Source organism: Pseudomonas mosselii (assembly GCF_005796105.1).
Taxonomy (GTDB): Bacteria; Pseudomonadota; Gammaproteobacteria; order Pseudomonadales; family Pseudomonadaceae; genus Aquipseudomonas; species Aquipseudomonas mosselii_C.
In genome coordinates, this window is the sequence record NZ_VAUO01000004.1 from 276,081 (window position 1) to 302,397 (window position 26,317).

At 63.1% G+C, this 26,317-nt stretch carries 25 protein-coding genes; 13 read left to right on the forward strand and 12 right to left on the reverse strand.

Going from position 1 to position 26,317, the window contains the following annotated elements:
• Positions 1-12 precede the first annotated feature (12 nt).
• A complete protein-coding gene (locus FEM01_RS11930; protein ID WP_138219638.1) occupies positions 13-1,059 on the reverse strand; it encodes a DUF2066 domain-containing protein in 1,047 nt (348 codons plus the stop codon).
• A 321-nt stretch (positions 1,060-1,380) separates the two neighbouring features.
• Here FEM01_RS11930 and purM point away from each other — a divergent pair, with 321 nt between their 5' ends.
• The 4 genes from purM (at position 1,381) to FEM01_RS11950 (ending at position 4,214) form a co-directional block, all read left to right on the forward strand.
• On the forward strand, positions 1,381-2,439 hold the full coding sequence (gene purM / locus FEM01_RS11935; RefSeq protein WP_138219639.1) for a phosphoribosylformylglycinamidine cyclo-ligase: 1,059 nt from the start codon (positions 1,381-1,383) through the stop codon (positions 2,437-2,439).
• Positions 2,439-3,092, forward strand: coding sequence for a phosphoribosylglycinamide formyltransferase (gene purN, locus FEM01_RS11940; protein WP_138219640.1), 654 nt, complete (start codon positions 2,439-2,441; stop codon positions 3,090-3,092). The genes purM and purN overlap by 1 nt, the downstream gene beginning before the upstream one ends.
• An 8-nt stretch (positions 3,093-3,100) precedes the next feature.
• Positions 3,101-3,811 carry a DUF3108 domain-containing protein gene (locus tag FEM01_RS11945; RefSeq protein ID WP_138219641.1) on the forward strand — a complete coding sequence of 237 codons (711 nt, stop codon included), beginning with the start codon at positions 3,101-3,103 and terminating at the stop codon, positions 3,809-3,811.
• Between the two features lie 220 nt (positions 3,812-4,031).
• Positions 4,032-4,214, forward strand: a complete 183-nt coding sequence (locus tag FEM01_RS11950) for a hypothetical protein (RefSeq protein ID WP_138219642.1) — start codon at positions 4,032-4,034, stop codon at positions 4,212-4,214.
• Positions 4,215-4,260: 46 nt separating this feature from the next.
• On the opposite strand, the gene FEM01_RS11955 is transcribed toward FEM01_RS11950, so the two are convergent.
• The 7 genes from FEM01_RS11955 to FEM01_RS11985 form a co-directional block, all read right to left on the reverse strand.
• On the reverse strand, positions 4,261-4,803 hold the full coding sequence (locus FEM01_RS11955) for a DUF2058 domain-containing protein (RefSeq protein ID WP_138219643.1): 543 nt from the start codon (positions 4,801-4,803) through the stop codon (positions 4,261-4,263).
• 27 nt (positions 4,804-4,830) lie between these two features.
• The gene (gene mazG, locus FEM01_RS11960) at positions 4,831-5,664 is read right to left on the reverse strand and encodes a nucleoside triphosphate pyrophosphohydrolase (protein ID WP_138219644.1); all 834 of its coding nucleotides are present in this window, start codon (positions 5,662-5,664) and stop codon (positions 4,831-4,833) included.
• A 64-nt stretch (positions 5,665-5,728) separates the two neighbouring features.
• A complete protein-coding gene (gene relA, locus FEM01_RS11965) occupies positions 5,729-7,969 on the reverse strand; it encodes a GTP diphosphokinase (protein ID WP_138219645.1) in 2,241 nt (746 codons plus the stop codon).
• Positions 7,970-8,068: 99 nt separating this feature from the next.
• The gene (gene rlmD, locus FEM01_RS11970) at positions 8,069-9,427 is read right to left on the reverse strand and encodes a 23S rRNA (uracil(1939)-C(5))-methyltransferase RlmD (RefSeq protein ID WP_138219646.1); all 1,359 of its coding nucleotides are present in this window, start codon (positions 9,425-9,427) and stop codon (positions 8,069-8,071) included.
• Complete coding sequence (gene cysM, locus FEM01_RS11975) at positions 9,427-10,326, reverse strand: cysteine synthase CysM (RefSeq protein ID WP_138219647.1); 900 nt, start codon at positions 10,324-10,326, stop codon at positions 9,427-9,429. Before cysM ends, rlmD begins: the two co-directional genes overlap by 1 nt.
• A 1,272-nt stretch (positions 10,327-11,598) precedes the next feature.
• Positions 11,599-12,945 (reverse strand): sensor histidine kinase, encoded by a 1,347-nt coding sequence (locus FEM01_RS11980; RefSeq protein WP_138219648.1) that lies wholly within the window; start codon positions 12,943-12,945, stop codon positions 11,599-11,601.
• 2 nt (positions 12,946-12,947) lie between these two features.
• Positions 12,948-13,667, reverse strand: coding sequence for a response regulator transcription factor (locus FEM01_RS11985; RefSeq protein ID WP_138219649.1), 720 nt, complete (start codon positions 13,665-13,667; stop codon positions 12,948-12,950).
• Between the two features lie 246 nt (positions 13,668-13,913).
• On the opposite strand from FEM01_RS11985, the gene FEM01_RS11990 reads away from it, so the two are divergent.
• The 4 genes from FEM01_RS11990 to FEM01_RS12005 all read left to right on the forward strand — a co-directional run bounded on the left by FEM01_RS11990 (position 13,914) and on the right by FEM01_RS12005 (position 18,639).
• Positions 13,914-16,667: a response regulator gene (locus FEM01_RS11990; protein ID WP_138219650.1), complete on the forward strand. Its 2,754-nt coding sequence runs from the start codon at positions 13,914-13,916 to the stop codon at positions 16,665-16,667.
• A 111-nt stretch (positions 16,668-16,778) separates the two neighbouring features.
• Complete coding sequence (locus tag FEM01_RS11995; RefSeq protein WP_138219651.1) at positions 16,779-17,768, forward strand: 2-hydroxyacid dehydrogenase; 990 nt, start codon at positions 16,779-16,781, stop codon at positions 17,766-17,768.
• A gap of 31 nt (positions 17,769-17,799) precedes the next feature.
• Positions 17,800-18,234: a hypothetical protein gene (locus FEM01_RS12000; protein WP_138219652.1), complete on the forward strand. Its 435-nt coding sequence runs from the start codon at positions 17,800-17,802 to the stop codon at positions 18,232-18,234.
• On the forward strand, positions 18,235-18,639 hold the full coding sequence (locus FEM01_RS12005) for an META domain-containing protein (RefSeq protein WP_138219653.1): 405 nt from the start codon (positions 18,235-18,237) through the stop codon (positions 18,637-18,639).
• An 89-nt stretch (positions 18,640-18,728) separates the two neighbouring features.
• On the opposite strand, the gene FEM01_RS12010 is transcribed toward FEM01_RS12005, so the two are convergent.
• Positions 18,729-19,196 (reverse strand): TlpA disulfide reductase family protein, encoded by a 468-nt coding sequence (locus tag FEM01_RS12010; RefSeq protein ID WP_138219654.1) that lies wholly within the window; start codon positions 19,194-19,196, stop codon positions 18,729-18,731.
• Between the two features lie 86 nt (positions 19,197-19,282).
• On the opposite strand from FEM01_RS12010, the gene arsC reads away from it, so the two are divergent.
• Genes arsC through FEM01_RS12025 form a run of 3 tightly spaced genes read left to right on the forward strand, consistent with a single transcriptional unit; the run spans position 19,283 to position 20,638 of the window.
• Positions 19,283-19,636: an arsenate reductase (glutaredoxin) gene (gene arsC, locus FEM01_RS12015; RefSeq protein WP_138219655.1), complete on the forward strand. Its 354-nt coding sequence runs from the start codon at positions 19,283-19,285 to the stop codon at positions 19,634-19,636.
• Positions 19,633-20,238, forward strand: a complete 606-nt coding sequence (gene wrbA / locus FEM01_RS12020; RefSeq protein WP_138219656.1) for an NAD(P)H:quinone oxidoreductase — start codon at positions 19,633-19,635, stop codon at positions 20,236-20,238. The genes arsC and wrbA overlap by 4 nt, the downstream gene beginning before the upstream one ends.
• Positions 20,231-20,638: a DUF2069 domain-containing protein gene (locus FEM01_RS12025; RefSeq protein WP_138219657.1), complete on the forward strand. Its 408-nt coding sequence runs from the start codon at positions 20,231-20,233 to the stop codon at positions 20,636-20,638. Before wrbA ends, FEM01_RS12025 begins: the two co-directional genes overlap by 8 nt.
• Positions 20,639-20,687: 49 nt before the next feature.
• On the opposite strand, the gene FEM01_RS12030 is transcribed toward FEM01_RS12025, so the two are convergent.
• Both FEM01_RS12030 and ttcA read right to left on the reverse strand, forming a co-directional pair.
• Entirely contained in the window at positions 20,688-21,359 is a 672-nt protein-coding gene (locus FEM01_RS12030) for a DNA-3-methyladenine glycosylase I (RefSeq protein ID WP_138219658.1), read from the reverse strand.
• A 4-nt stretch (positions 21,360-21,363) separates the two neighbouring features.
• On the reverse strand, positions 21,364-22,188 hold the full coding sequence (ttcA, locus tag FEM01_RS12035; RefSeq protein ID WP_138219659.1) for a tRNA 2-thiocytidine(32) synthetase TtcA: 825 nt from the start codon (positions 22,186-22,188) through the stop codon (positions 21,364-21,366).
• Between the two features lie 261 nt (positions 22,189-22,449).
• Between ttcA and FEM01_RS12040 the strand changes: the two genes are divergently transcribed.
• Together FEM01_RS12040 and FEM01_RS12045 are read left to right on the forward strand one after the other, a co-directional pair.
• Positions 22,450-23,049: a Yip1 family protein gene (locus FEM01_RS12040; protein WP_138219660.1), complete on the forward strand. Its 600-nt coding sequence runs from the start codon at positions 22,450-22,452 to the stop codon at positions 23,047-23,049.
• 174 nt (positions 23,050-23,223) lie between these two features.
• Positions 23,224-23,718, forward strand: coding sequence for a SprT family zinc-dependent metalloprotease (locus FEM01_RS12045; RefSeq protein ID WP_138219661.1), 495 nt, complete (start codon positions 23,224-23,226; stop codon positions 23,716-23,718).
• Positions 23,719-23,736: 18 nt separating this feature from the next.
• Here the strand turns inward: FEM01_RS12045 and FEM01_RS12050 are convergent, their stop codons facing one another.
• On the reverse strand, positions 23,737-26,190 hold the full coding sequence (locus FEM01_RS12050) for a M10 family metallopeptidase (RefSeq protein WP_138219662.1): 2,454 nt from the start codon (positions 26,188-26,190) through the stop codon (positions 23,737-23,739).
• Positions 26,191-26,317 lie beyond the last annotated feature (127 nt).

A 26,317-nucleotide genomic window follows, 5' to 3' on the forward strand; every position in this document is an offset into this window, starting at 1 on the left:
TGCAGGGCTTCCTCACCAACGAAAACGCAGGCCATCGAACGGTTTGGCGGCAGCGGCAGGCGCAGCGCCCGGCTCGGCCTGTGGCGCTGGGGCGACAGGCGCAGGCTCGGCGGGCAGCTCTTGCAGACGGGCCAGCGCCAACTGCGCGCGCAGTTGTTCGCGGTTGCCGCTGACGGCATAGGTCAAGGTGCCACCGTCGGCCATCTGCAAGCGCGCGCCGTAGGGCTCCAGCACGCGGCCAAGCTCGGCATAATGCGCAAGGTTCATGCCCTCGACCTGTACCAGCAGCTCGCTGCTGGCGCCTGGACGGGTCACATAGCGCGGCGCCAGACGATTACTCACCGCCAACAGCACGGCGTCGGCCAGGGCGGTTTGGTCAGCCCCCTCCGCACTGCCCTGCTCACGCTGCTCGCCCAACCACAGCTGCCACTTGCCCTGCCATTTGCCATCAGCTTCGTGGGCATGGACGGCCAGGAGCGCATCAGCCCCGTAGCGCTCGGAAGCCTCGCGCAGCGGTGCGGGATCGGCGCTGTCGATCTGCTTGGCATTGGCCACCAATTGCTCGGACAAGTCAGCCAACGGCAAGCGCAGCGGCAAGCCACGGTGCTGGGCTGCGCGGCGCAGCGGCTCGGCGCTGCTCTGGCCATCACCGACCAGACTGCTGCCCTCGACACTGTCGTTCAGCCACCAGCCGAGGATCGACGGCCGGTTGCTGCCCCATAGCGCCAGGCCCGCCTGACGCAAGGCGCGCTCGGTACTGCCCGGATCGAACTCCACCAGCACCGACTCCGGCGGCCCAGCTTCGGTGCCGACTTGGTTGACGATCGCTTGCGGGTCCTTGCGCAGGGTGGCCAGGGCTGGGCTTTGCGGTGCCTTGGCGTCACCGGTCAGGCGCAGCACCAGGGTATCGAACGCCCTGCTGGTAGCCTGGGCGCGTGCGTCGCTGCCCTGCCCCTGGAGCGGCTCGTGTACCTGATAGAGCCCAGAGACGGTTTCGGCCTGGCCGTTCAGGCAGACCAGCGCCAGGCAACCGGCCGCGAAGTGATTGAAAAGACGCATGGGGGATTCCTGTCCGGATGTGCTTCAAGCTTCGAGCTTCAAGCCTCGAGAAAGTGCAGGTGATGCCTCAAACTGCCTGCTTGCAGCTTGAAGCCTATGGCTTGCAGCTTATACAGAAGAGGCCGAACCAACCACCTGCACTGTTTTTTCGCCAGATTTACGCCCTGCCCGTCGGCCTGAGGATGGCCGCTGGGGGGCAACCCTGATAAAATCGCGCGCCTTCGCAGACCAGTGACGTTCAGACCGCCGCCGCTTCCTTGAGCCGGCCTTGGCCGTCCCGGTCGTTTTCTAAGAATCCCTCCCTCTTAAAGGCCTGGATCAATGAGCAAGCAACCCTCCCTGAGCTACAAAGACGCCGGTGTAGACATCGACGCCGGCGAAGCACTGGTCGAACGCATCAAGGGCGTCGCCAAGCGCACCGCACGCCCTGAAGTCATGGGTGGCCTGGGCGGCTTCGGCGCCCTCTGCGAAATCCCGGCCGGCTACAAGCAGCCGGTGCTGGTCTCCGGCACCGACGGCGTCGGCACCAAGCTGCGCCTGGCGCTGAACCTGAACAAGCACGACAGCATCGGCCAGGACCTGGTCGCGATGTGCGTCAACGACCTGGTGGTGTGCGGCGCCGAGCCGCTGTTCTTCCTCGACTACTACGCCACCGGCAAGCTCAACGTCGACGTCGCCGCCACCGTGGTCACCGGCATTGGTGCAGGTTGCGAACTGGCCGGCTGCTCGCTGGTCGGTGGTGAAACCGCCGAAATGCCAGGCATGTACGAAGGCGAAGACTACGACCTGGCTGGCTTCTGCGTCGGCGTGGTAGAAAAGGCCGAGATCATCGACGGCTCCAAGGTGGTCACCGGCGACGCCCTGATCGCCCTGCCCTCCTCCGGCCCGCACTCCAACGGCTACTCGCTGATCCGCAAGATCCTCGAAGTCTCCGGCACCGACATCGAGAACACCCAGCTCGACGGCAAGCCGCTGACTGACCTGCTGATGGCCCCAACCCGCATTTACGTCAAACCACTGCTGCAACTGATCAAGCAGACCGGCGCCGTCAAGGCCATGGCCCACATCACCGGTGGTGGCCTGCTGGACAACATCCCGCGCGTACTGCCCAAAGGCGCCCAGGCGGTGGTCGACGTGGCCAGCTGGCAGCGTCCGGCGGTGTTCGACTTCCTGCAAGAAAAAGGCAACGTCGACGAGCACGAAATGCACCGCGTCCTGAACTGCGGCGTGGGCATGGTCATCTGCGTGGCCCAGGATCAGGTCGAAGCCGCACTGAACGTACTGCGCGCCGAAGGTGAGCAACCGTGGGTGATCGGCCATATCGCCGTGGCCGCCGAAGGCGCCGCCCAGGTCGAGCTGCAGAACCTCAAGGCACACTGATGCCCGGCAAGACCTGCAATGTCGTGGTACTGCTGTCGGGCTCCGGCAGCAACCTGCAAGCCCTGATCGACAGCAGCCAAGGCGCCGACAGCCCGCTGCGCGTCGGTGCGGTGATTTCCAACCGCGCCGACGCCTACGGTCTGGAACGCGCCAGGGCAGCTGGCATAGACACCGCGGTGCTCGAACACACCGGTTTCGCAGGTCGTGAAGCCTTCGACGCGGCGCTGATGGCGCTGATCGACGGCTTCAACCCGGACCTGGTGGTACTGGCCGGCTTCATGCGCATCCTCAGTGGCGGCTTCGTGCGTCACTATCAAGGTCGCCTGCTGAACATACATCCGTCACTATTGCCCAAGTACAAAGGGCTGCACACCCACCAGCGCGCCCTGGAGGCCGGTGACACCGAGCACGGTTGCAGTGTGCACTTCGTCACCGAGGAACTCGATGGCGGGCCACTGGTCGTACAGGCTGTAGTTCCAGTAGCCGCAACTGACACCGCGCAGACGCTCGCCCAGCGGGTGCACCTGCAGGAACACCAGATCTACCCCCTGGCGGTACGCTGGTTCGCCGAAGGTCGCTTGTGCCTGGGCGAACACGGTGCGTTACTCGATGGACAGCCGCTGCCGGCCAGCGGTCATTTGATTCGATCCTAGGAGAATTTATGCGTCGCGCCCTGCTCTTGGCTCTCGCCGTGCTCGCCCTGCCGCTGCAGGCAGCTGATCTGAAGCCGTTCTCGGCCAGCTACACCGCCGACTGGAAGCAACTGCCCATGAGCGGCACTGCCGAGCGCAGCTTGGTCAAAAATGCCAACGGCACGTGGGACCTGAACTTCAAGGCTTCCATGATGATCGCTAGCCTGACCGAGCAAAGCACCCTGCGCATGGACAACGACACCCTGCTGCCGCAAAAGTACCACTTCGAGCGCGGCGGCCTGGGCAAAGCCAAGAAAGTCGACCTGACCTTCGACTGGACCGGCAAGAAAGTCACCGGCACTGACCGGGGCGATGCCATCAGCCTGCCGATCAACCGCGGCGTGCTGGACAAGTCCTCGTACCAACTGGCCCTGCAGCATGACGTGGCCGCTGGCAAGAAGAGCATGACCTACCAGGTGGTCGACGGTGACGAAATCGATACCTACGACTTCCGCGTATTGGGCACTGAGAAAGTCAGCACCAAGAACGGCCAGGTCGAGGCGATCAAGGTCGAGCGCGTGCGCGACCCAAGCCAGAGCAAACGCATCACCGAGCTGTGGTTCGCCAAGGACTGGGACTACCTGCTGGTGCAACTGCGCCAGGTCGAGACCGACGGCAAGGAATACGTGATCGTGCTGCAAGATGGCACGGTCGACGGCAAGACGGTCAAGGGCAACTGACCTTCACCCAGACGTTGCACCCCAAGCCCCGCCATGTGCGGGGCTTTTTTTGCCCGCTGGAAATGTCCAGATTTGGCGGGCGGGCCGCCCCTACACCGCTCGCGAATGCGCTTCATGAACATTGTTTCATCGCCCGTTTATTTACTTAGCCTGCTAACAAACTTTATAAAGAAGACCTGCGACACAGCGCCGCAGCCAACCCTAGCAGTGGAGTTAAGCGATGACTGTCAAAGTAACCGAACGCGACGAATCGAAAATGTCCCACGAAGGCCTGGCCGCGGGTGTGCGGATCTGGGATGTGCACCAGCAAGGTCAGTTGGTAGGCATGTTCCACGACGAACACCTGGCCCAGCAGTATCGTAAAGAGCTCGAAGTGCTGGAAAACCAGCGCAATAGCCAATGACAGCGACTTCCCAGAAAAAAACCCGCCTAGGCGGGTTTTTTCGTGTTTACCACATCAGATCATCCGGGATCTTGTAGGCGGCATACGGATCGTCGGCTTCGTCGGCTTCCTCGACATGGGTGTTGAGCAGCAAGATGCGCTGCGGGTCGCGCTCCTGGATCTTCACCGCCGCCTCGCGCGGGATCACTTCATAGCCGCCGCCATGGGCGACGATAGCCAAGGCGCCATTACTCAGCTTGCTGCGCATCAGGGCGTTGACGGCGATGCGCTTGACCTTCTTGTCATCAACGAAGTTGTAGTAATCCTCGGTGGTCAGCTTGGGCAGGCGGGTCGCTTCGATCAATTGCTTGATCTGTGCGGCACGGGCCTTCTGCTCGGCCTTTTCCTGAACCTGGCGGTTCAGTTCCTGGTCCTTCTTGGCCTTCTCGGCCATGGCTTCCTTGGCCAGGCGCTGCTGGGTGTCGTCCACCTCGACCTGGCCCTTGTGCTCCAGGCGTTTTTGTTTCTTCTGGGCTTTGTTGGTCTGCGAGACCTGTTTCTGGTTGACCAGGCCGGCTTTGAGCAATTGGTCGCGAAGGGAAAGGCTCATGGGGTGTTCACTCACTTAGGCATCGGCTCAGCCGCAGCTGGGCAGGTTCTTTTCCTGACGCTTGGCCTCGCCCCACAGGGCGTCCAGCTCGTCGAGGGTGCGATCTTGGATGTTCAGGCCCTGCTCGCGCAATGCCTGTTCGATAAATCGAAAACGCCGTTCGAACTTGCGGTTGGCGCGGCGCAAGGCGTTTTCCGGGTCGTGCTTGAGGTGGCGGGCCAGGTTGACGGTGGCGAACAGCAGGTCGCCGAGTTCGTCTTCGAGGGCATCGCTGTCGCCATCGGCCATAGCTTGCAGCACTTCGTCCAGCTCTTCGCGCACCTTGTCCAATACCGGCAACGCCGCTGGCCAGTCGAAGCCCACGGTGGCCGCGCGCTTTTGCAGTTTAGCCGCACGCGACAAGGCAGGTAGCGCCGCAGGCACGTCGTCGAGCAGCGAGAGCTGTTCGGGGTCGCTTTGCTCAGCGCGTTCCTCGGCCTTGATCTCTTCCCAGCGTGACTTGACCTGGGCCTCGCTCAGGGCCGGCGTGTCCAGCGGCGCGTACAGCTCACCGGTGGGAAACACGTGAGGGTGGCGACGAATCAGCTTGCGGGTGATCGAATCAACCACGCCGCTGAACTCGAAGCGCCCCTCTTCGCGGGCCAGCTGGCTGTAGTAGACCACCTGGAACAGCAAGTCACCCAACTCGCCCTGCAGATGGGCGAAGTCGCCGCGCTCGATGGTGTCGGCCACTTCATAGGCTTCTTCGAGGGTGTGCTGGACGATACTGGCGTAATCCTGCTTGAGGTCCCACGGGCAGCCGTACTGCGGGTCACGCAGGCGGGCCATGAGGTGCAGCAGGTCATCGAGGGTGTAAGTCATTTAGGCAGGTCCTTCGGCGGCGTCTGCATTCGCGGGCAAGCCCGCGAATGCAGACGCCGCGGTATCACGGTGTACGGTTACGCCGCGTCTCGATGATGTTCGGCAACTGCGAGATGCGTCCAAGCAAGCGTCCCAGGGCATCGAGTCCAGGAATCTCGATGGTCAGCGACATCAGCGCGGTGTTGTCTTCCTTGTTCGAGCGGGTGTTGACCGCCAGCACGTTGATCTTCTCGTTGAGCAACACCTGCGACACGTCGCGCAGCAGCCCTGGGCGGTCGTAGGCCCGGATGACGATATCCACCGGATAGGTCTGCACCGGGATCGGTCCCCAGCTGACCTGGATCATGCGCTCAGGTTCCTTGCCGGCCAGTTGCAACACCGAGGCGCAGTCCTGGCGGTGAATGCTCACGCCGCGGCCTTGGGTGATATAGCCGACGATGGCATCGCCCGGCAGCGGCTGGCAGCACCCGGCCATTTGCGTGAGCAGGTTGCCCACGCCCTGGATCTGGATGTCGCTGCGCTTGCCCGAGCGAATACCCCGGGCCTGACGCGGGATCAGTTCGACCTGCTCGCTACGCTCAGGCTCAAGCAACTGCTGGGCTGCGTTGACCATGTGCGCCAGGCGCAGGTCGCCGGCGCCGAGGGCGGCGAACATGTCCTCGGCGGTCTTGACGTTGGCCTTCTCGGCTAGGCGCTCGAAGTCCACCTGGGGCAGCCCCAGGCGGCTGAGCTCACGCTCGATCAGGGTCTTGCCGGCCGCTACGTTCTGATCGCGAGCCTGCAACTTGAACCAGTGGACGATCTTGGCACGAGCCCGCGAAGTGGTCACATAGCCCAGGTTGGAGTTCAGCCAGTCACGGCTGGGGCTGCCGTGCTTGCTGGTGATGATCTCCACCTGCTCGCCGGTCTGCAGGCTGTAGTTGAGCGGCACGATACGCCCATTGATCTTGGCACCACGGCAGTTGTGGCCGATCTCGGTGTGCACGCGGTAGGCGAAGTCCAGCGGCGTGGCGCCCTTGGGCAGGTCGATGGCATGGCCATCAGGGGTGAACACATAAACCCGGTCCGGCTCGATGTCCACGCGCAGTTGCTCGGCCAGACCGCCGATATCGCCCAGTTCCTCGTGCCACTCAAGCACCTGGCGCAACCAGGAGATTTTCTCTTCGTAGTGATTGGAGCCAGATTTGACGTCGGTGCCCTTGTAGCGCCAATGCGCGCACACGCCCAGCTCGGCTTCCTCGTGCATGGAATGGGTGCGGATCTGCACCTCCAGCACCTTGCCCTCAGGGCCGATCACCGCCGTGTGCAGCGAGCGGTAGCCGTTCTCCTTGGGGTTGGCGATGTAGTCGTCGAACTCTTTGGGAATATGCCGCCAGAGGGTGTGCACGATCCCCAGCGCGGTGTAACAATCGCGCACCTCGGGAACCAGGACGCGCACGGCACGCACGTCATAGATCTGGCTGAACTCCAGGCCTTTGCGCTGCATCTTGCGCCAGATCGAATAGATGTGTTTCGCCCGACCGCTGATGTCAGCCTTAACGCCCGTGGCCAGCAGCTCGTTCTGCAACTGGTTCATCACGTCGCTGATGAAACGCTCACGGTCCAGGCGGCGCTCATGCAACAGCTTGGCGATCTGCTTGTACTGGTCAGGTTCGAGGTAGCGGAACGAGAGGTCTTCCAGTTCCCACTTGATGTGGCCGATACCCAGGCGGTGGGCCAGAGGTGCATAGATGTCGAACACCTCACGGGCCACGCGCAGGCGTTTTTCGTCATCGGCGGCCTTGACCGCACGGATCGCGCAGGTTCGCTCAGCCAGCTTGATCAACGCCACGCGCACATCGTCGACCATGGCCACGAGCATCTTGCGCAGGTTCTCCACCTGCGCCTGGGAGCCGAGCACCAGCGACTGGCGCGGGCTCAGGCTGGCGCTGATGGCCGCCATGCGCAGCACACCATCGATCAGCTTGGATACCACCGGACCAAAACGCTGACTCACTTCGGCCAACGTCACCTTGCCTTCGCGTACCGAGCGGTAGATCACTGCCGCCACCAACGAGTCCTGGTCAAGCTTGAGGTCGGCGAGGATTTCGGCGATCTCCAGCCCCGCCTGGAAACTCGAGGTACCGTCGGCCCACGAATGCTTGGCCGGGTTGCCTTTTTTCTCGACTTCCTGGGCGAACTCGCAAGCGTCCTTCAAGGCCACGCGATCGAGCAGCGAATCGACGCTCACGACGTGGTCGAGCCATGCTTCGAGATTGATACTGCCGTCGTTATTGACCGGCTGGTGCACTCTCACCTGTACCATCTTTGTTTTACCTTTCCATACAGCGCACCACACCGGTGCACTGGCTATCACCTGTGCAGCCTTCGTTCCGTGAAGGCCGCACCAAGAGGACCAGCCTGGCTAGTCCGCTTCGAATAACGCCATGGCCTCGACATGCGCCGTCTGAGGAAACATGTCGAGAATCCCGGCCCTTTTTAACCGGTACCCCTGCCCTGCCAGCACCTGTGCGTCGCGCGCCAGTGTGGCCGGGTTGCACGAGACGTAGACCAACCGTTTCGCACCGAGCCGGTGGATGCCTTGCACCACCTCATAGGCCCCGTCCCGTGGTGGGTCCAAGAGTACCGCAGAAAAGCCTTCGGCGACCCATCCGGCGCCCACCAAAGGCTGCGATAAATCGGCCTGAAAAAACCGTGCGTTATGCACATCGTTGTCTCGGGCATTGGTTGCAGCGCGCTCGACCATGGCCTGCACGCCTTCCACCGCCACCACCTCGCGCGCAGCTCGGGCCAGCGGCAGGGCAAAATTACCCAGCCCGCAGAACAGGTCCAGGACCCGCTCGTGCGCCTGGGGCGCCAGCCAAGCCAGCGCCTGCTGGATCATCAAGGTGTTGACCTGAGCATTGACCTGGACAAAATCGCCCGGTCGCCAGGCCAGCTCCAACCCCCACGGTTCCAGGGCGAAGCCCAGCTTGCCAGCGGCATCCACTGGGGCCGGCTCGCCTTCACCTTGCAACCACAACTGCGCGCCCGCCTCCCGACAGAACGCGTCAAGACGCGCCAGGTCCTCGGCGGGCAGCGGCGCCACATGACGCAGCAACAGCGCCTCGGCGGTGCCGCTGAACAGCTCGACATGGCCGAGCGCCTGGGGCTTGTCCAGGCTGCGCAACACCGTGGGCAAGTGCCGCAGTAGGGTTTGCAAGGGTTGTACCAGCACCGCGCAGTCGTCGATGGCGATGATGTCCTGGCTGGCTTCGGCGCGGAACCCCACCTCCAGCTGACGGGCCTTGGGATCCCAGCGTACAGCCACCCGCGCACGGCGACGGTAGCCGAACTCCGGGCCACTCAGGGGCGCCGCCCACGCTTGCGGCTGTAGGCCAGCAACCCGTTGCAGTTGCTCGGCCAACAGGCGCTGCTTGAGCGCCAGCTGATCGGCGTGAGGCAGATGCTGCAAGTTGCAGCCGCCGCAGCGCTGGTAGTGTTTGCACGGTGCCTCACGGCGCTCGGCACTGGCCTGGAACACCCGTTCCAGGCGCGCGTCGACGATCTTGCCGCGGGCGCCGAGCACCCGGGCCTCTACATCTTCGCCGCCCAGCGCGCCACTGACGAACCACGTACGCCCTTCAAGGAAGGCGATACCACGGCCATCACCGGCCAGGCGCTCGATCTGCAAGCGCTGCTTCTTGCCCACGGGCACTTGCGCGGTACGGTTGCCGCCGGCTGGCTGGAAGCGCAGGCCGCCGTTGCTTTTCTTTCTGGACATCAGGTGGGATCGAACAGGCCGGTGGACAGGTAACGGTCGCCGCGGTCGCAGATGATCGCGACCATCACGGCGTTTTCGACTTCACGGGACAAGCGCAGCATCGCCGCGACCGCACCGCCCGAGGACACCCCACAGAAGATGCCTTCTTCACGGGCCAGGCGGCGGGTGGTGTCCTCGGCTTCCTGCTGGGACATGTCGACCACACGGTCGACCCGGGCTGCGTCGAAGATCTTCGGCAGGTACTCGTGGGGCCAGCGGCGAATGCCGGGAATGGCCGAGCCTTCCATCGGTTGCAGGCCGACGATCTGCACCGCCGGGTTTTGCTCCTTGAGGTACTGCGAGCAGCCCATGATGGTCCCGGTGGTGCCCATGGAACTGACGAAATGGGTGATGCTGCCTTGGGTCTGCTGCCAAATTTCCGGGCCGGTGCTGGTGTAGTGGGCGATCGGGTTGTCGCCGTTGGCGAACTGATCGAGCACCAGGCCGCGGCCTTCGGCTTGCAGTTTTTCGGCAAGGTCGCGTGCGCCTTCCATGCCCTCTTCCTTGGTCACCAGAATCAGCTCGGCGCCATACGCGGTCATGGCCGCCTTGCGTTCGGCCGTGGAGTTGTCGGGCATGATGAGGATCATCTTGTAGCCCTTGATCGCGGCGGCCATGGCCAGGGCGATACCGGTGTTGCCGGAGGTGGCCTCGATGAGCGTGTCACCGGGCTTGATCTGGCCACGTAGTTCGGCGCGGGTGATCATCGACAACGCCGGGCGGTCCTTGACCGAACCTGCCGGGTTGTTGCCTTCGAGCTTGAGCAAGAGGGTGTTGCTGGTTTCCCCGGCGAGGCGCTGCAGGCGAACCAGAGGCGTGTTGCCGACGCAATCGGCGATGGTTGGGTACTGCAGGGTCATGGGCGTTTTCGCAATCCGGACGGCAGGGGGGCCTATCATACCGGCAAACCCTGTCGGGCCATATCACGCAATTGTTGGGGGTTATAGCGGGTTGGTATAAGGGTTCGGGTTCGGGTTCGGGTTCGGTTTCGGTTTCGGTTTCGGTTTCGGTTTCGGTTTCGATGGTCAGGGTGGTTGTTTTTGGAGACGTATGCGCATTCGTTGGCGATGTCGACGCTTAGTCACCTTTTCGCCCTCACGGCGACCTACTTTTGCTCTTGGGCAAAAGTAGGCAAAAACCGCTCGCTCCATCATCCGGCCCCTGCGCTGCGCGCAGGGGTTCCCTCGCTACGGCGCCTTTCGGGCCCGCGCGGCCTACGACTTGCTGCGCAAGTCTACATCTCGCGCCTTCGGCTACGCCGAAGGGTGCTACGCACCTGGCCCTACAGACGCCTACACTCGGCCTCCTGAAGTCGCAATTGGCGGCGCATGGGCTATTGCGCGCTTAGAAGCAAGAGCAAGAGCAGCAGAATTATTTGTTTGAAGTGATGGATGTATTTCGCAGTGGTAAGGCACTCCAGCAAGCCTGCTCAAAGTGCAAGGTCTGAAGTTTTGAGCAATTCTGGCTTTGCACAATCCTGTAGGAGCGGGCTTGTCCCGCGAAGCAGGCAACGCGATGGATGGCACCGGCTACGCCGGTGTTCGCGGCACAAGGCCGCTCCTGTACAGGCTGTGTGAAAACCTCTCGACCGATGTAGCTGTTCAAAAAACATCCTAAAAATCGCGCACCTACGCAAAATCTGGGTCTGCTGAGCCGCCATCTCTTTTCAGATTTCACGTACGAGCGCGATCATCGAAAAGCAGCGGGGGTTTTCACACAGCCTGTACAGGTGCAGCGCTGGGTTCAGGCTTGGCGCAGTCCTGTAATCCAGAGTTCCCACAACTGTAACTAGCGGTTAGCTGCGCAAGTCCAGGCGCCACCCCTAACGTCGCGACTTCAGTAGGCCGAGCGTAGGTGACTGGAGGGCTCAAGGTGCGCAGCACCCTTCGGCGCAGCCGAAGGCGCGAGATGTAGACTTGCGCAGCAAGTCGGAGGCCGCGCGGGCCCGTAAGTCACCGCAGCGAGGGAACCCCGGAGCGAAGCGCAGGGGCCGAATGAATGGAGCGCCACGGCTTTGGTTACTTTGGCCACGACCAAAGTAACCCGCCGTAAGGGCGGAAAGGTGACTAAAAGTCGACAAAGCCAATGAATGCGAATACAACCATCAAAACAAACATCAACTAACCAACCAACTAACTGACACCAACCGGCAACCGCATACACAACTGCAACCCACGCGCCCCGTTGACCGCCCATAGCACTCCACCCTGCCGCTGGATGGCACTGCGGGCGATACTCAACCCCAGGCCAAAGCCACCATCCCCCGGCCGCGACCCATCCAGCCGGGAAAACGGCGCAAAGATCCGCTCCAGATCCCCCTCGGCCACACCCCCGCCCTCGTCCTCCAGCACCAGCCGCCAATAGCCGCCGTCGCGCTGCCCACTCAGGCGTACCACGCCATTGGCAGGCGAATGGCGGATCGCGTTGCGCAGCATGTTCTCCAACGCCTGGGCCAAGTGATTGAGATTGCCCTGCACCCAGCAACTGGCCGGCAGCGTGCAATGCAGCCGCGCCAACGGCCAGCCGCTCTCGTAGCAGGCGTTCTCGCACAGCATGTCCCATAGCGCCTGCACCTGGATCGACTCCAACACCATTGATGCCCGCTCAGCATCCTGCCAAGCCAGTTGCAAAGTGCCCTCGACCAGTTGCTGCATGCCATCCACCTCGCGGTGTACCCGCTCACGCAGGCAGTGCAGGTCGGTTTCACCCTCGCACGCCACCCGCAGGCGGCTGAGCGGGGTGCGCATTTCATGGGATAGGTCACGCAACATCTGCTGCTGCAACGCCACCGTACCTTGCAAGCGCTCGGCCATCTGGTCGAACGCTCGAGCCAGCTCGCCCAGCTCGTCCTGACGCGCAGTGGTACGCGAATCGAGCCGCGCCGTGAGTTGATCGGCGCGCCAGGCACTGGCCTGCTCGCGCAACTGGTTCAGCGGTACGATCAACATGCGGTAAAGGCCTACGCACAACAGCAAGGTGAACAGCCCGGGGATGATGCCGTTGGTGACCACCTGCCAGAACAACCGGTACTGGCCTGGGGTGAAGCGCCTGGGCAATTCCATCACCAGCATGCCCTGCTCGGGCAGAGTGGGGAACGGCAGGCGCAACCAAGGCTGGCCCACGCTGCGTCGGCTCATCGGCCAGTCCACCCCGCGCAAGCGCGTCAGGTGCTGGATCTGTTCGCCATTCAGGCCAATGCTGCCCAACGGTTGCAAGTCGCCATCCAGCACACCAGCCCAACCTGGCTCACGCGCCAACAAGCCTTCCAGCCAGCGGTCCACCCCTTCGCGCCCGCCCTCGCGCCAAGCCCGCTCGGCCTCGGCGGCATAACCGCGCAGCACATCGCGGGCGCCTTCATCGAGGAAAGCGTTGCGGGTTTCCATGTGCCGACCCCAGGTGTAGCTCAGGCCGATCATCAACAGGCAGAAGCCCACCAGCAAAATGGCCAGCTTCCAGAACAGCGAATGGCGATTGAGCACGTTCAGTTCGCCTCGCCCACGCCAAACACATAACCTTTGCCCCACACGGTACGCACCTGACGCTCGTGGTAGCCGATGGCTTTGAGCTTGCGGCGGATCTGGCTGACATGCATGTCCAGGCTGCGGTCATGCCGCACATAGGCCCGCTGCAGCACCTGCCGGTAAAGCAATGGCTTGCTCAGCACTTCGTCCTGGCTGCGATAGAGCGTGTCGAGCAGGCGAAATTCGCTCGGGGTAAGGCCCGCCCAGGCACCGGCCAGGCTGACATCGGCGCGCGCCTCGTCGAAGCGCAACTCGCCCGGGGCGATGACATCGCGCGGCACCAGGGCTCGACGCTCGAACGCCACGCGGCGCAGCAGCGCCTCGATGCGTACTCGAAGCTCGGCAAAGCTGAAAGGTTTGGGCAGGTAGTCGTCAGCCCCGCGCTCGAAGCCGCTGATGCGATCGGCCTCAGCGCCCAGTGCCGACATCAGGATCACCGGCGTGGCACTGTTGCGACGCAGCTTGACCAGCGCCTCCAAGCCATTGAGGCCAGGCAGCAGAATATCCAGCAGTACCAGGTCGAACACCTGGCGCCCTGCCACTTCCAGCCCTTCCAGGCCGTTACGGCACCAGGTCACCTGAAAACCACCACGTTCAAGTTCTGCATGCAGGTAGGCACCCAACACCGGATCGTCTTCGATGGCGAGGATGTTGGAGGCATGAATGGGTTCGGGATTCATTGGCAACTGTCATTTATTCTCAGTTACGCAATTATTGTGTAAGCGCTGATGCCATGCAACGGGTCCACGCCCCACGTCACGCCGCCCTGCGCAAAACCCGTTGGCGCAGGGCTTTGCCAACCCGCTCATGGTCGCGCAGCGCAGGTGCAAAAAACTGACACAAACAAGTGCATTGCCATCCCACCCGGAGTAACGTTCCCGATTCAAGCGCCCAGCGCGCCCCTAGGCACATGACAGGAGATCGGTGTGCTCGACCGTTTGGGAATCCGCAGCCGCGTCCTGTTACTGGCCCTGCTGCCCGCCAGCCTGATGGCCCTGGTACTGGGTAGCTACTTCACCTGGTTGCAGCAAAGCGAGCTGCGCACGCAACTGGTACAGCGTGGCAAGATGATCGCCGAACAACTCGCGCCATTGGCCGCCCCGGCCCTCGCCCGCCAGGCACCGGCGCAGTTGGAGCGGATTGCCGCACAGGCCCTGGAGCAGGCCGATGTACGCGCCGTGGCGTTCCTGGCCGCCGACCGCACGCGCCTGGCCCATGCCGGCCCCAGCATGCTCAATCAGCCGCCCAGCGGCGGTACCGGCACGCAGGTGCTGCAACGCACCGGCAATGATGCGACGCGCTACCTGATGCCGGTATTCGGTCATCATCGTGACCTGGCCACTGACGCCGTCCCCGCCGAAACCGAGCGGCTGCTGGGGTGGGTGGAGATCGAGCTTTCCCACGACGGCACCCTGCTGCGCGGCTACCGCAACTTGTTCACCAGCCTGTTGCTGATCCTGCTGGGGCTGGTCCTCACCGCGCTGCTGGCACTGCGCATGAGCCGCACCATCAACGGCCCAATCAACCGCATCAAGCACGCGGTCAACCAACTTAAGGACGGTCACCTCGAGGAACGCCTGCCGGCCATGGGCAGCCATGAGCTGGACGAACTGGCGGCCGGTATCAACCGCATGGCCGAAACCCTGCACAACGCCCACGAGGAGTTGCAGCACAGCATCGACCAGGCCACCGAGGACGTGCGCCAGAACCTCGAGACCATCGAGATTCAAAACATCGAGCTGGACATGGCGCGCAAGGAGGCCCTTGAGGCCAGCCGGATCAAGTCCGAATTCCTCGCCAACATGAGCCACGAGATCCGCACGCCGCTCAACGGCATCCTCGGCTTCACCCACCTGCTGCAGAAAAGCGAGCTGAGTCCGCGCCAGCTCGACTATCTCGGCACCATCGAAAAATCCGCCGACAACTTGCTGGGAATCATCAACGAAATCCTCGATTTTTCGAAGATCGAGGCCGGCAAGCTGGTGCTCGACAGCATCCCCTTCAACCTGCGTGACCTGATCCAGGACACTCTCACCATCCTCGCGCCAGCCGCACACGCCAAGCAGTTGGAGCTGCTCAGCCTGGTGTACCGCGACACCCCGCTGTCGCTGATAGGCGACCCGCTGCGGCTCAAGCAGATCCTCACCAACCTGGTGAGCAACGCGATCAAGTTCACCCGCGAGGGCACCATCGTCGTGCGCGCCATGCTCGAAGACGAAGGCGAAGACAGCGTACAACTACGCATCAGCGTGCAGGACACCGGCATCGGCCTGTCGCCCCAGGATGTCCGCACGTTGTTCCAGGCGTTCAGCCAGGCCGATAACTCGCTGTCACGCGAACCCGGTGGTACCGGCCTTGGACTGGTGATCTCCAAGCGCCTGATCGAGCAGATGGGCGGCGAAATCGGCGTCGACAGTACGCCCGGGGAAGGTTCGCAGTTCTGGATCAGCCTCAACCTGCCCCGCGCCCATGACGATGCCGAAGAGACGCCGTTGCAAGCGCTGCTCGGGCGTCGGGTGGCCATCGTCGACGGGCATGACCTGGCGCGCCAGGCACTGGAGCACCAACTGGAAGACTGCGGCTTGTCGGTCAGCCTGTTCTCCTCCTGCGACCAGTTGCTAGAGGCGGTGAACGCGGCTTACCAGGCCGGCCAGCCATTCGATTTCGCCGTGCTTGGCGCCAACCTGAGCAGCCTTGCGCCTGAGCAACTGGGCCAATACCACCCACAGCTCGAACGCCTGGGCTGCCAGTGCGTGGTGCTCTGCCCCACCACTGAACAGCCGCTCTACCACCCTTTCCTGCCTAACGCACACGGGCAATTGCTGGCCAAACCCACCTGCTCGCGCAAACTGCGCCGGCTGCTGCTGGAACTGGTACAGCCGCGCAGGCCGCTTGGTGAGGCGAGCATCGAGCATGGCAAGCGGCTGCCGAAAATCCTCTGCGTCGATGACAACCCGGCCAACCTGTTGCTGGTCAAGACCTTGCTGGAGGAAATGGGCGCCGAAGTGGTGGCCGTGGACAACGGCTATGCGGCCGTACAAGCCGTTCAGGACGAGCCGTTCGACCTGGTACTGATGGACGTGCAAATGCCCGGTATGGATGGACGTGCCTGTACCGAGCAGATCCGCCTGTGGGAAAGCAGCCAAAGCGCCCCAGCGCTGCCGATCGTGGCACTCACCGCGCACGCCATGGCCAACGAAAAACGCGCCCTGCTGCACAGCGGCATGGACGACTACCTGACCAAGCCGATCAGCGAACGCCAACTGGGTCAGGTGGTGATGAAATGGACCGGCCTGAGCCTCGGCGTACCAACCCAGGAGCGCCGCGCCGAACACGTCGCGGACAGCGAACTGAAGGTGCTCGACCCCGAGGAAGGCCTACGCCTGGCCGCTGGCAAGCCAGACCTGGCCGCCGACATGCTGGCGATGCTGCTGGCCTCGCTGGATGCCGACCGTGAGTCCATTCGCTTGGCCCGCGAAGCCTGCGACCGCAACGCGCTGATCGAGCGCGTGCATCGCCTGAACGGTGCCTCGCGCTACTGCGGGGTGCCCCAGCTGCGCGCCGCCTGCCAACGCAGCGAAACGTTGCTCAAGCAGGACAGTCCACAGGCCCAGCAGGCGCTGGACGGACTGGACCAGGCCATTGCCCGCTTGGCTGAACAGGCGCGCCAGAGCGCTTGAGGCTAACCGGGCAAACCTTGCAAGGCGCTGCGCAGCGACACAGATCAAGGCCCACACCGGCCACTTGGCTAGACTGCCGAGGTTGCCCCTACAGGAAGCAGGAAGACTGCCATGCGCGCGTTGTTGTTCAGTTGCCAGCACTACGACCAGGAAAGCTTCGCCCGCGCCGCCAACGACAGCGCGCTTGACCTGCACTACCAGCCGGCCCGCCTGACCCTGGACACCGCTGCGCTGGCGCATGGCTTCGACGCGGTCTGTGCGTTCATCAACGACGAACTCGACGCCCAGGTACTCGAATGCCTGGCCAGCGGCGGCACGCGCCTGATCGCCCTGCGCTCGGCTGGCTACAACCATGTCGACCTGGCCGCGGCCCAGCGCCTGGGGCTGACGGTGGTGCGCGTGCCGGCCTACTCGCCGCATGCCGTGGCCGAGCACGCCGTCGCCCTGATCCTGGCCCTCAACCGGCGCCTGCACCGTGCCTACAACCGTACCCGCGAAGGTGATTTCACCCTGCACGGCCTGACCGGCTTCGACCTGCATGGCAAGACGGTGGGTGTGGTCGGCACCGGGCAGATCGGCGCGGCCTTCGCCCGCATCATGGCCGGCTTCGGTTGCCAGTTGCTGGCCTATGACCCGCATCCCAACCCCGAACTTCTGGCCTTGGGCGCACGTTACCTGGAACTGCCGCAACTGCTGCGCGAGGCCCGTATCATCAGCCTGCATTGCCCGTTGACCGAACACACCCGGCACCTGATCAATGCGCGCAGCCTGGCCAGCCTGCAACCCGGCGCCATGCTCATCAACACCGGACGCGGTGCATTGGTCGATACCCCGGCCCTGATCGATGCGCTCAAAAGTGGCCAGCTCGGCTACCTGGGACTGGATGTCTATGAGGAAGAGGCCCAACTGTTTTTCGAGGACCGCTCCGACCAACCACTGCAGGACGATGTGCTGGCACGTCTGCTGACCTTCCCCAACGTGATCGTGACCGCGCACCAGGCGTTTCTCACCCGCGAGGCACTGGATGCGATCGCCACCACCACGCTGGATAACATCACCCGCTGGGCGGCAGGCAATCCGCAGAATCTGGTCATCAAGTGATGCTAGGATACGCGGCATTTCTGGAGGACCCATGGTCGAGCACGATTTCCGCTACACCCTTTTCAACCCGCAACACACCCTGATCGAATGCCGCGCGCTGGTACCGGGCCGTTACCAGGTCACCGGCAACGGCGGTTCGATCCAGAAAGGCGACGTCCTGCTGGTATCGCTCAAAGGCAGCAAGAGCCTGTCGATGCGCCTGACCGTGGACACCGTACGCCACCTGATCAACCCGAGCGGCCAGTGGGTTGCCGTGGCCCAGGGCCCGGTGTTCAACGAGCTGGAAATCCTCGAATGGCAGGTCAAGTGCGACAGCTGCGACGCGGTGCTGGACTTCGAGTTCGCCGTCGAGGCCAAGTTGGGCAAGAAGGGCCATGCCCCTGCCGCCACCGCGCGCATCGCCGAGCTTGGCTGGAGCAGCCAGGGCGATGGCCACCTGTGCCCGAAGTGCCAGGAGCGTGGTTGAGTGAAACAGCTGTTGATTGCTGCGCTGATCGCTGGCGGCCTGGCCGGCTGCGCCTCTGAGCCTTCGCCGCTGCGCCAGGAGCAAAGCTATGTGCTGGAGTGGATCGGCGAACGCCCTTTGATGGACTACAGCCACCTCACGCTGACCCTGGCCAGCGACGGCCGTGCCTACGGCAATGCCGGCTGCAACCACTGGTTCGCGCCTTACACCCTGGACGGCGAGCACCTGAGCTTCGGCAAGGTCGGCAAGACTCGCAAGCTCTGCGCGCCGGCGGTGATGGAGCAGGAGAAACGCTTCCTCCAGGCGCTGGAGAACGTGCAGCGCTGGGATGTGTCGCCGGTCGAGCAGATCCGTTTCTGGCCCGCCGAAGGCAAGCCGCTGCGCTTCTGGCCTGAGGAAGGCTGACAGCCGCGGCAAGCTACGAGCTGCAAGCTACAAGAAGAGGCAAGGATCACGCCCTGCTCTTGCTTGTAGCTTGTAGCTCGCCGCTGACCTCAGGCCCCGCCCTTGAGCGCCTTGATCTTGGCCTGCAACCCTTCGAGGGTCTGCTCACCCATCAACTGCTCACGCACCTTGCCCTTGTCGTCGATGATGTAGGTGACCGGCAGCGCCTCGCTGCGTGGCAGCTTGTAACGCTCGGCGGGGTCTTGCGCGAGCACCGTGAAGGTAATCCCCAGCGTATCGGCAGAGGCTTTCAAGTCCGCGCCTTGCAGGCCATCGTAGTTCACCCCCACCACCTTGATACCCTGGGCCTCCCACTGCTTGGCCGCCGCATTGAGTTCGGGGATTTCCGTGCGGCACGGGCCGCACCATTCGGCCCAGTAGTTGAGCACCAGCCAGTGCCCCTGGATCTGTTCGGCCTTCACCGTGTTGCCGTGCTGGTCCACGCCGTAATCGGCACCGCAGCCGCCGAGCAACAGGCTCGCGGTGATGGCCAGTACCGCTGCCAAACGCCTTGCCATGGGTCAATCCTTCTCGAAGTTTTCAAGCATTGAAGTCGGTCGCTGCGGTTAGAATAGCCGCCACACCTTGCTGGATGCGACCCGCCATGACCGAACTGACGCTCTATCATAACCCGCGCTGCTCCAAATCCCGCGGCGCCCTTGAGCTGCTCGAAGCCCGCGGCCTGACCCCCACCGTCGTGCGCTACCTGGAGACGCCACCAGATACCGCCACCCTCACGCAATTACTCGCCCGCCTCGGTATCCCGGCGCGTCAATTGCTGCGCAGCGGCGAAGACGAATACAAGGCCCTCGGCCTGGCCGATTCCTCGCTGAGCGAAGCCCAGCTGATCGAGGCGATGGTGCAGCACCCCAAACTCATCGAGCGCCCGATCCTGGTCGCTGGCGACAAGGCCGTCATCGGTCGTCCGCCTGAAAAAGTCCTGGAGATCCTGCCGTGAGCGCGCCCTACATCCTGGTGCTGTACTACAGCCGCCACGGCGCCACCAGCGAAATGGCCCGGCATATCGCCCGCGGCGTCGAGATGGCCGGCCTGGAGGCGCGTCTGCGCACGGTGCCGGCCATTTCTACCGAGTGCGAAGCGGTCGCCCCGGACATCCCGGCCAGCGGCGCGCTGTACGCCACCCTCGACGACCTGCGCCACTGCGCGGGCCTGGCCATGGGCAGCCCGACCCGCTTCGGCAACATGGCAGCACCACTGAAGTACTTCCTCGACGGTACCAGCAGCCTGTGGCTGGGTGGCGAGCTGGTAGGCAAGCCGGCTGCGGTGTTCACCTCCACCGCTAGCCTGCATGGCGGCCAGGAGACCACCCTGCTGTCGATGCTGCTGCCGCTGATGCACCACGGCATGCTGGTCACAGGCCTGCCCTACAGCGAATCGGCGCTGCTGGAGACCACCGGCGGCGGCACGCCCTATGGGGCCAGCCACCACGCAGGCGCAGATGGCAAGCGCGAGCTGGACACACACGAGATCGCCTTGTGCCGTGCCCTCGGCCAACGCCTGGCGAACACCGCCAAGGCCCTCGGTGGCCAACGTGGCTAGGAAGCCGAAGGTTTTGCCACCACTCGACTGGCTGCTGCCGCGCGTACGCACCACCCGCGCCTTGAGCCTGGCGTGTTTCTTCGGGCTGATCGTGTTGCTGGTGGTCAACAACCTGTGGTTCGCCAACCTGCATGGGGCGCGGGTCGAAGTGATCCTGGCGGTTGAGCTGGTGCCATTGGCGCTGCTGCTGCCGGGCATGCTGCGGGGCAGCGCCAGGGCGCACGCCTGGACCTGCTTCGTGGTGAACATCTACTTCATCAAGGGCGTACTGGCAGCGTTCGACCCATCACGGGCAATGTTCGGATGGGTCGAGGTGCTGGTGAGCCTGGGACTGTTCGTCAGCGGGCTGCTGTATGTGCGCTGGAAGTTCCAGCTTGAACGGCGCCTGGCGGGCGAATGAACCGCAGAAGGATCCCCCTGTAGGAGCGGCGGATTCAGGCGCGGCAAGGTCAGTGGTTGACGGTATGCGCCAGCATCACCGACAACTGGCACAGCGGCCGCCCACTCTGGGCCTGCCACTGGTTGAACGCCTGCTGCACCAACGCCAGGTCGCGCTGGCTGGTCGGTGGTTTGTCGATGATCTTCTGGGCGATCAGGGCCGCCGCCATGTCATCGGTAGGAATGAACGTATCCTTGCCCACCATGCGCAAGAAGCGCGGCGCCGACAGCCCCCCGAGCTGGTTGCCGTGCTTGGCCAGGTACTTCCACAGCCCGACGATATCGGTCGTGGGCCAGTCGGCGATGAACGCGCCGAAACTGCCGTGCTCCTTGACCACATCCAGCACCATCTGCGCATTGCGCGGCACGCTCTTGAGCTTGCCCAGGTGACGGATGATGCGCTCGTCGTGCATCAACCGCTCCAGGTGCTCGGCGCCCATCAGCACGACCTTTTCCGGGTCGAAGCCGAAGAATACCTGCTCGAACACTGGCCACTTGGCGTCCACCAGGCTGTGCTTGAGGCCCGCGCGGAACACCCGCAGGGCCAGCGTCGACAGGTAGCGGTCATCGCTGATGCCGCGCAGCTGCGCAGGCGTGCGCGGCTGCGGCAGGAAGGCTTCCAGCGCCTGGGCAGAGCCGAAGCGATTCAGGCAGTATTCATGCAACCACTGATAGTCGCGCATACGTTCAGATGTTCAGCACGTCGAGAAAGCGCGGCGTGGCGCTTTCGTCGATCTTCAGGCTGGTGAAGTCGAACAGATTGCGGTCGGCCAGTTGCGATGGCGCAACGTTCTGCAGGGCGCGGAAGATGCTTTCGGTACGACCTGGGTGCTTGCGCTCCCACTCCACCAGCATGTCCTTGACCACCTGGCGTTGCAGGTTCTCCTGCGAGCCGCACAGGTTGCACGGGATGATCGGGAACTCGCGCATGTCCGAGTAGGCCTGGATGTCCTTCTCGCTGCAGTAGGCCAGCGGGCGGATTACCACGTTGCGCCCATCGTCGGCGCGCAGCTTCGGCGGCATGCCCTTGAGCGAGCCGTTGAAGAACATGTTGAGGAAGAACGTCTCGACGATGTCGTCGCGGTGGTGACCCAGGGCCATCTTGGTCGCGCCGATTTCGTCGGCGAAGGTGTACAGCGTGCCACGGCGCAGGCGCGAACACAGCGAGCAGGTGGTCTTGCCTTCAGGCACCAGTTCCTTGACCACCGAGTAGGTATCCTTCTCGACGATGTGGTACTCGATGCCCAGCTCCTTGAGATACGCGGGCAGCACGTGCTCGGGGAAGCCTGGCTGCTTCTGGTCCATGTTCACCGCGACGATCTCGAACTGGATCGGCGCCACCTTCTGCAGGTGCAACAGAACATCGAGCATGGTGTAGCTGTCCTTGCCGCCGGACAGGCAGACCATGACCTTGTCGCCATCCTCGATCATGTTGTAGTCGGTGATGGCTTCGCCAGCGAGGCGACGCAGGCGTTTTTGCAGTTTGTTCTGGTTGACCGAAAGGGTGCCCATAGCGCTTGGATCCGCAAGGTGTGACAAAAGCCGACTATTTTACGCACAAACCGGTCACGGCAGTAGGAGATTCCGATAAAGACTTCAAGGGAATCAAGCCTGCGCTGGACAGTGCGATTTGCTCTAAAAACCGGGAATTATGCAGGGATGCGCTTCCTATACTGCGACATAAGGCCGCATTGTCGCCGAATCGGTGTACTGGCCTCGGGCCGCTTGCGCTCCAGTTGGGGGCGGTTGGCAATATGCAGAGGAGTGACCGGCATGATTCATCACGTTGTGGGGCTGTTTACCCATCCCGACCAGGAGTGGCGGGAGATCCGTGGCGAGGAAGAAAGCATCAGCCACATGTACCTGACGCACACCTTGATCCTGGCGGCGATACCGGCCGTATCGGCGTTCATCGGCACCACCCAGGTCGGCTGGGTGATCGGTGAACGGCCAGCGGTGATGCTGACCCTGGAAAGCGCACTGTGGATGAGCATCATGTCGTACTTGGCAATGCTCGCCGGGGTGGCGGTGATGGGCGCCTTCATCCACTGGATGGCACGCACCTACGACGCCAATCCGAGCATGGCGCAATGTATCGCCTTCGCCACCTATACCGCCACACCGCTGTTCCTCGGCGGACTCGCAGCGCTGTATCCACACCTGTGGCTGGGCATGCTGATTGGCACGGCCGCCATCTGCTACACCGTCTACCTGCTTTACGTGGGGCTGCCGACGTTCATGAACATTCCCGCCGACGAAGGCTTTTTGTTCTCAAGTTCAGTGCTAGCGGTCGGGCTGGTGGTGCTGGTGGCGATCATGGCGGCCACGGTGATCATCTGGGGCTTGGGTGTGGGGCCTGTCTACACCAATTGACCCAGCAATCGGGGCTGCTTGGCAGCCCCTCGCCCTGCGCGGGTAAAACCCGCGACTATCGCGGCAATGCCGAGCTGGGCGAAGCCTTGCCCACGACGGGCCGAGCGTAGACCGACGGCTCGGCAACCCTGCGCCGCTTGCGGCATAATGGCTGGCCAGGAGAATCACCCCGCCATGCCCGAGCTGCTCAAACAACGCGTCGAAACCTGTTACCAGCAAGCCGAAACGTTCTTCAAACGTACCTTCCCGCGCCCGCAAGTGAGCTTCAAGCTGCGCGGCCAGAAAGCCGGCGTCGCGCACCTGCACGAAAACCTGCTGCGCTTCAACCTGCAACTGTACCGGGAAAACCAGGACGACTTCCTGCGCCAGACCGTGGCCCATGAGGTGGCACATCTGGTCGCCCACCAGTTGTTCGGCGACCGCATCCAGGCCCACGGCGAAGAGTGGCAACTGATCATGCGCGGGGTCTACGAACTGCCGCCCAACCGCTGCCACAACTACGCAGTGCAACGGCGCCAGGTGACCCGCTACATCTATACCTGTCGCTGCCCGGAACAGGAGTTTCCCTTTACCGCCCAGCGCCACACCCTGGTAGGCAAGGGGCGCCGCTACCTGTGCCGGCGCTGCCGGGCCACGTTGGCGTTCAGCGGGCAGACGCGGGTGGAATGATCCACCCGCCGCGCCGGGTCAGGCTGCCAGGTGGTCCTGGCTGAAGCTGGTCACGCCCACCAGCTTGATCTCGAAGTCAGCGGTGAACTTACCATCGCTGCCAAGCTTGGCGTCGATGTTGCCTGACAGGATCTCGTCGGCGAAACGCAGTTGCCCGGCGCCGGTGAAATCGCCCGAGCCGATGAAGGTGAATGCGTTGACCCCCTTGAGCAAGACGTTGGCATCGATCTTGGTCAAATCGATGCGGTCGCCCTCGGCGCCGTTGAAATCGGTGATCACGTCGCGCTTGTCACCCAAGCCCATTTCCTTGAGCAGGCTGAACACGAAGATGTCTGCGCCCTGGCCACCGGTCATGGTGTCGGTACCCAAGCCGCCGATAAGTACATCGTTACCGGCGCCGCCATTGAGTACATCGTTACCAGCACCGCCGTTGAGGGTGTTGTTGCCCGCATTGCCGATGATCACGTTGTTCAGCGTGTTGCCGGTGCCATTGAGGTTGTCCAGCCCGGTCAGGGTGAGGTTTTCGAAGTTCGCGCCGAGGGTCCAGTTGACCGACGCGCGCACGGTGTCGATACCGGCGTTGGCGCCTTCGGTGACCACGTCACGCAGGTTGTCGACCACGTAGGTGTCGTTACCTTGGCCGCCGACCAGCGTGTCGATACCCTCGCCGCCGTCCAGCCAGTTGTCGCCAGCGTTACCGGTGATGCGGTTGTTCTGGGTATTGCCTGTTCCGTTGATGTTGTCGGTGCCGGTCAGGGTGAGGTTCTCGAGGTTGCTACTCAAGGTCCAACTGACCGAGGAAAAGACGCTGTCGATCTCCTTGGCCGAGGTCCCGCTCTCGATGATCAGGTCATCGACGCTGTCGACATAGTAGGTGTCGTTGCCCAGGCCACCGATCAAGGTGTCGGCGCCACCGCCACCGCGTAGCACGTTGGCGCCATCGTTGCCGGTGAGCACGTTGTCCAGGGCGTTGCCGGTAAGGCTGAGACTGGCCTTGCCTAACAGCTCGCCGTCCTCGACGTTGGCCGCCAGCACATAGCTGACGGATGCACGCACCAGGTCACGGCCCTCAGCGGCGCCTGCGAGTTCGATCACCACATCGCGCAGGTTGTCGACATAGTAGATGTCGTTGCCACGCCCGCCGATCAGGGTGTCGATACCCACGCCGCCGTCGAGCAGATCGTTGCCCTCGCCGCCCTCCAGGCGATCATTGCCGGCACCGCCGTACAGCGAGTCATTGCCAGCACCACCGACCAGCGTGTTGATGCCGGCATTACCAGTGATCACATTGTCCAGCGCATTGCCGCCACCGTTGAGGTTGGCCTTGCCGGTCAGCACCAGGTTCTCGACGTTTGCGCTCAGGGTATAACTGACCGAGGCGCGCACCGTGTCGATCTCGCTGGCCAGGGTACTCTCCTCGATCACCACATCACTGACGTTGTCGACGATATAGGTGTCATTGCCCAGGCCGCCCCTCATGATGTCGGCGCCAGCGCGACCGTCGAGCACGTTGTCCAGGGCATTGCCGATCAGGGTGTCGGCAAAGGCCGAACCGGTGGCGTTCTCGATCTTGGCGCCGTAGGCGATGGCTAGGCCGTTGTTGATCATTTCATTACGCGCATAGTCGTAGAACAGCGCGCCAATGTTGCTGAATTCACCTTCGTTCAGGTTGAGCAGCACGCCAGCGGTCTGGTTGCTGGCGTCGAGGGTGTCCGTGCCGCCGGCATCCCAAATGGTCTGGAACACCACTTGGCCGGGCTTGAAGCTGTAGGTGTTGTTGCCGGTTTGCCAAGTCATGTTGGCGCCGTACAGGTACTGGATCGCCGCGATGTCATACAACATCGGCGTGGTCGGTTCCACGTAGGCCGTCATCTGGGCGTTGTAGTAGTCGTTGCTGTAGCTCATCAGGGTGTAGCGCACATCGTCCAGCGCGGCGGGCAACACCGCACTGTTGTTGCTGGCACTCTCGAACGGATGCTTCAAGCCCAGGGCATGACCGATCTCGTGCATGAAGGTCATGTAGTCATAAGTACCGGCAACCGGCTTGGCCTGGTTGGTGGCCGGGCCGATCCACACGTCTCCACCGCTGGGGCTGTTGGCCGGGTAGTAAGCCCAGGCAGCGGCGGTGTTGCCCATGCCACTGAAACCACCGAAGCGCAGGTCGCCCACCGACGTACTGGTTTCGGTCACCTGGGTGAATTTGATGTTGGCCACGGCCGACCAGGCGCCAAGCGCGCCCTTGACCGCCGTTTGCTGCGCGGCGCTCAGGTTATAGGCCTTCAGGTACTCGCTGCTGTCGGAGTAACGGTTGGCGAACATCGATTTGCCCACCACGACAAAACTGTAGGACAAGGACGTCGTGCCGGTAGCCCAGGCATTGCCCCAGGCACTGCCGGCCAGGAGGCTATTGAGGAGTGTGCTGTTCGACAGCGAAACGCTATGGGAGGCTGAATAGCCGGTTGGGCTTGGCATTGCACTACATTCCTGAATAGACCGTGAACATCCGTGTACTCAACGCCTGGCCGGTCCGTAATCCCAGGCAGCGATTTAAGTGCTGGCAATCTACCATTATTTTGACGTCAAACCTACGTTGCCGTCG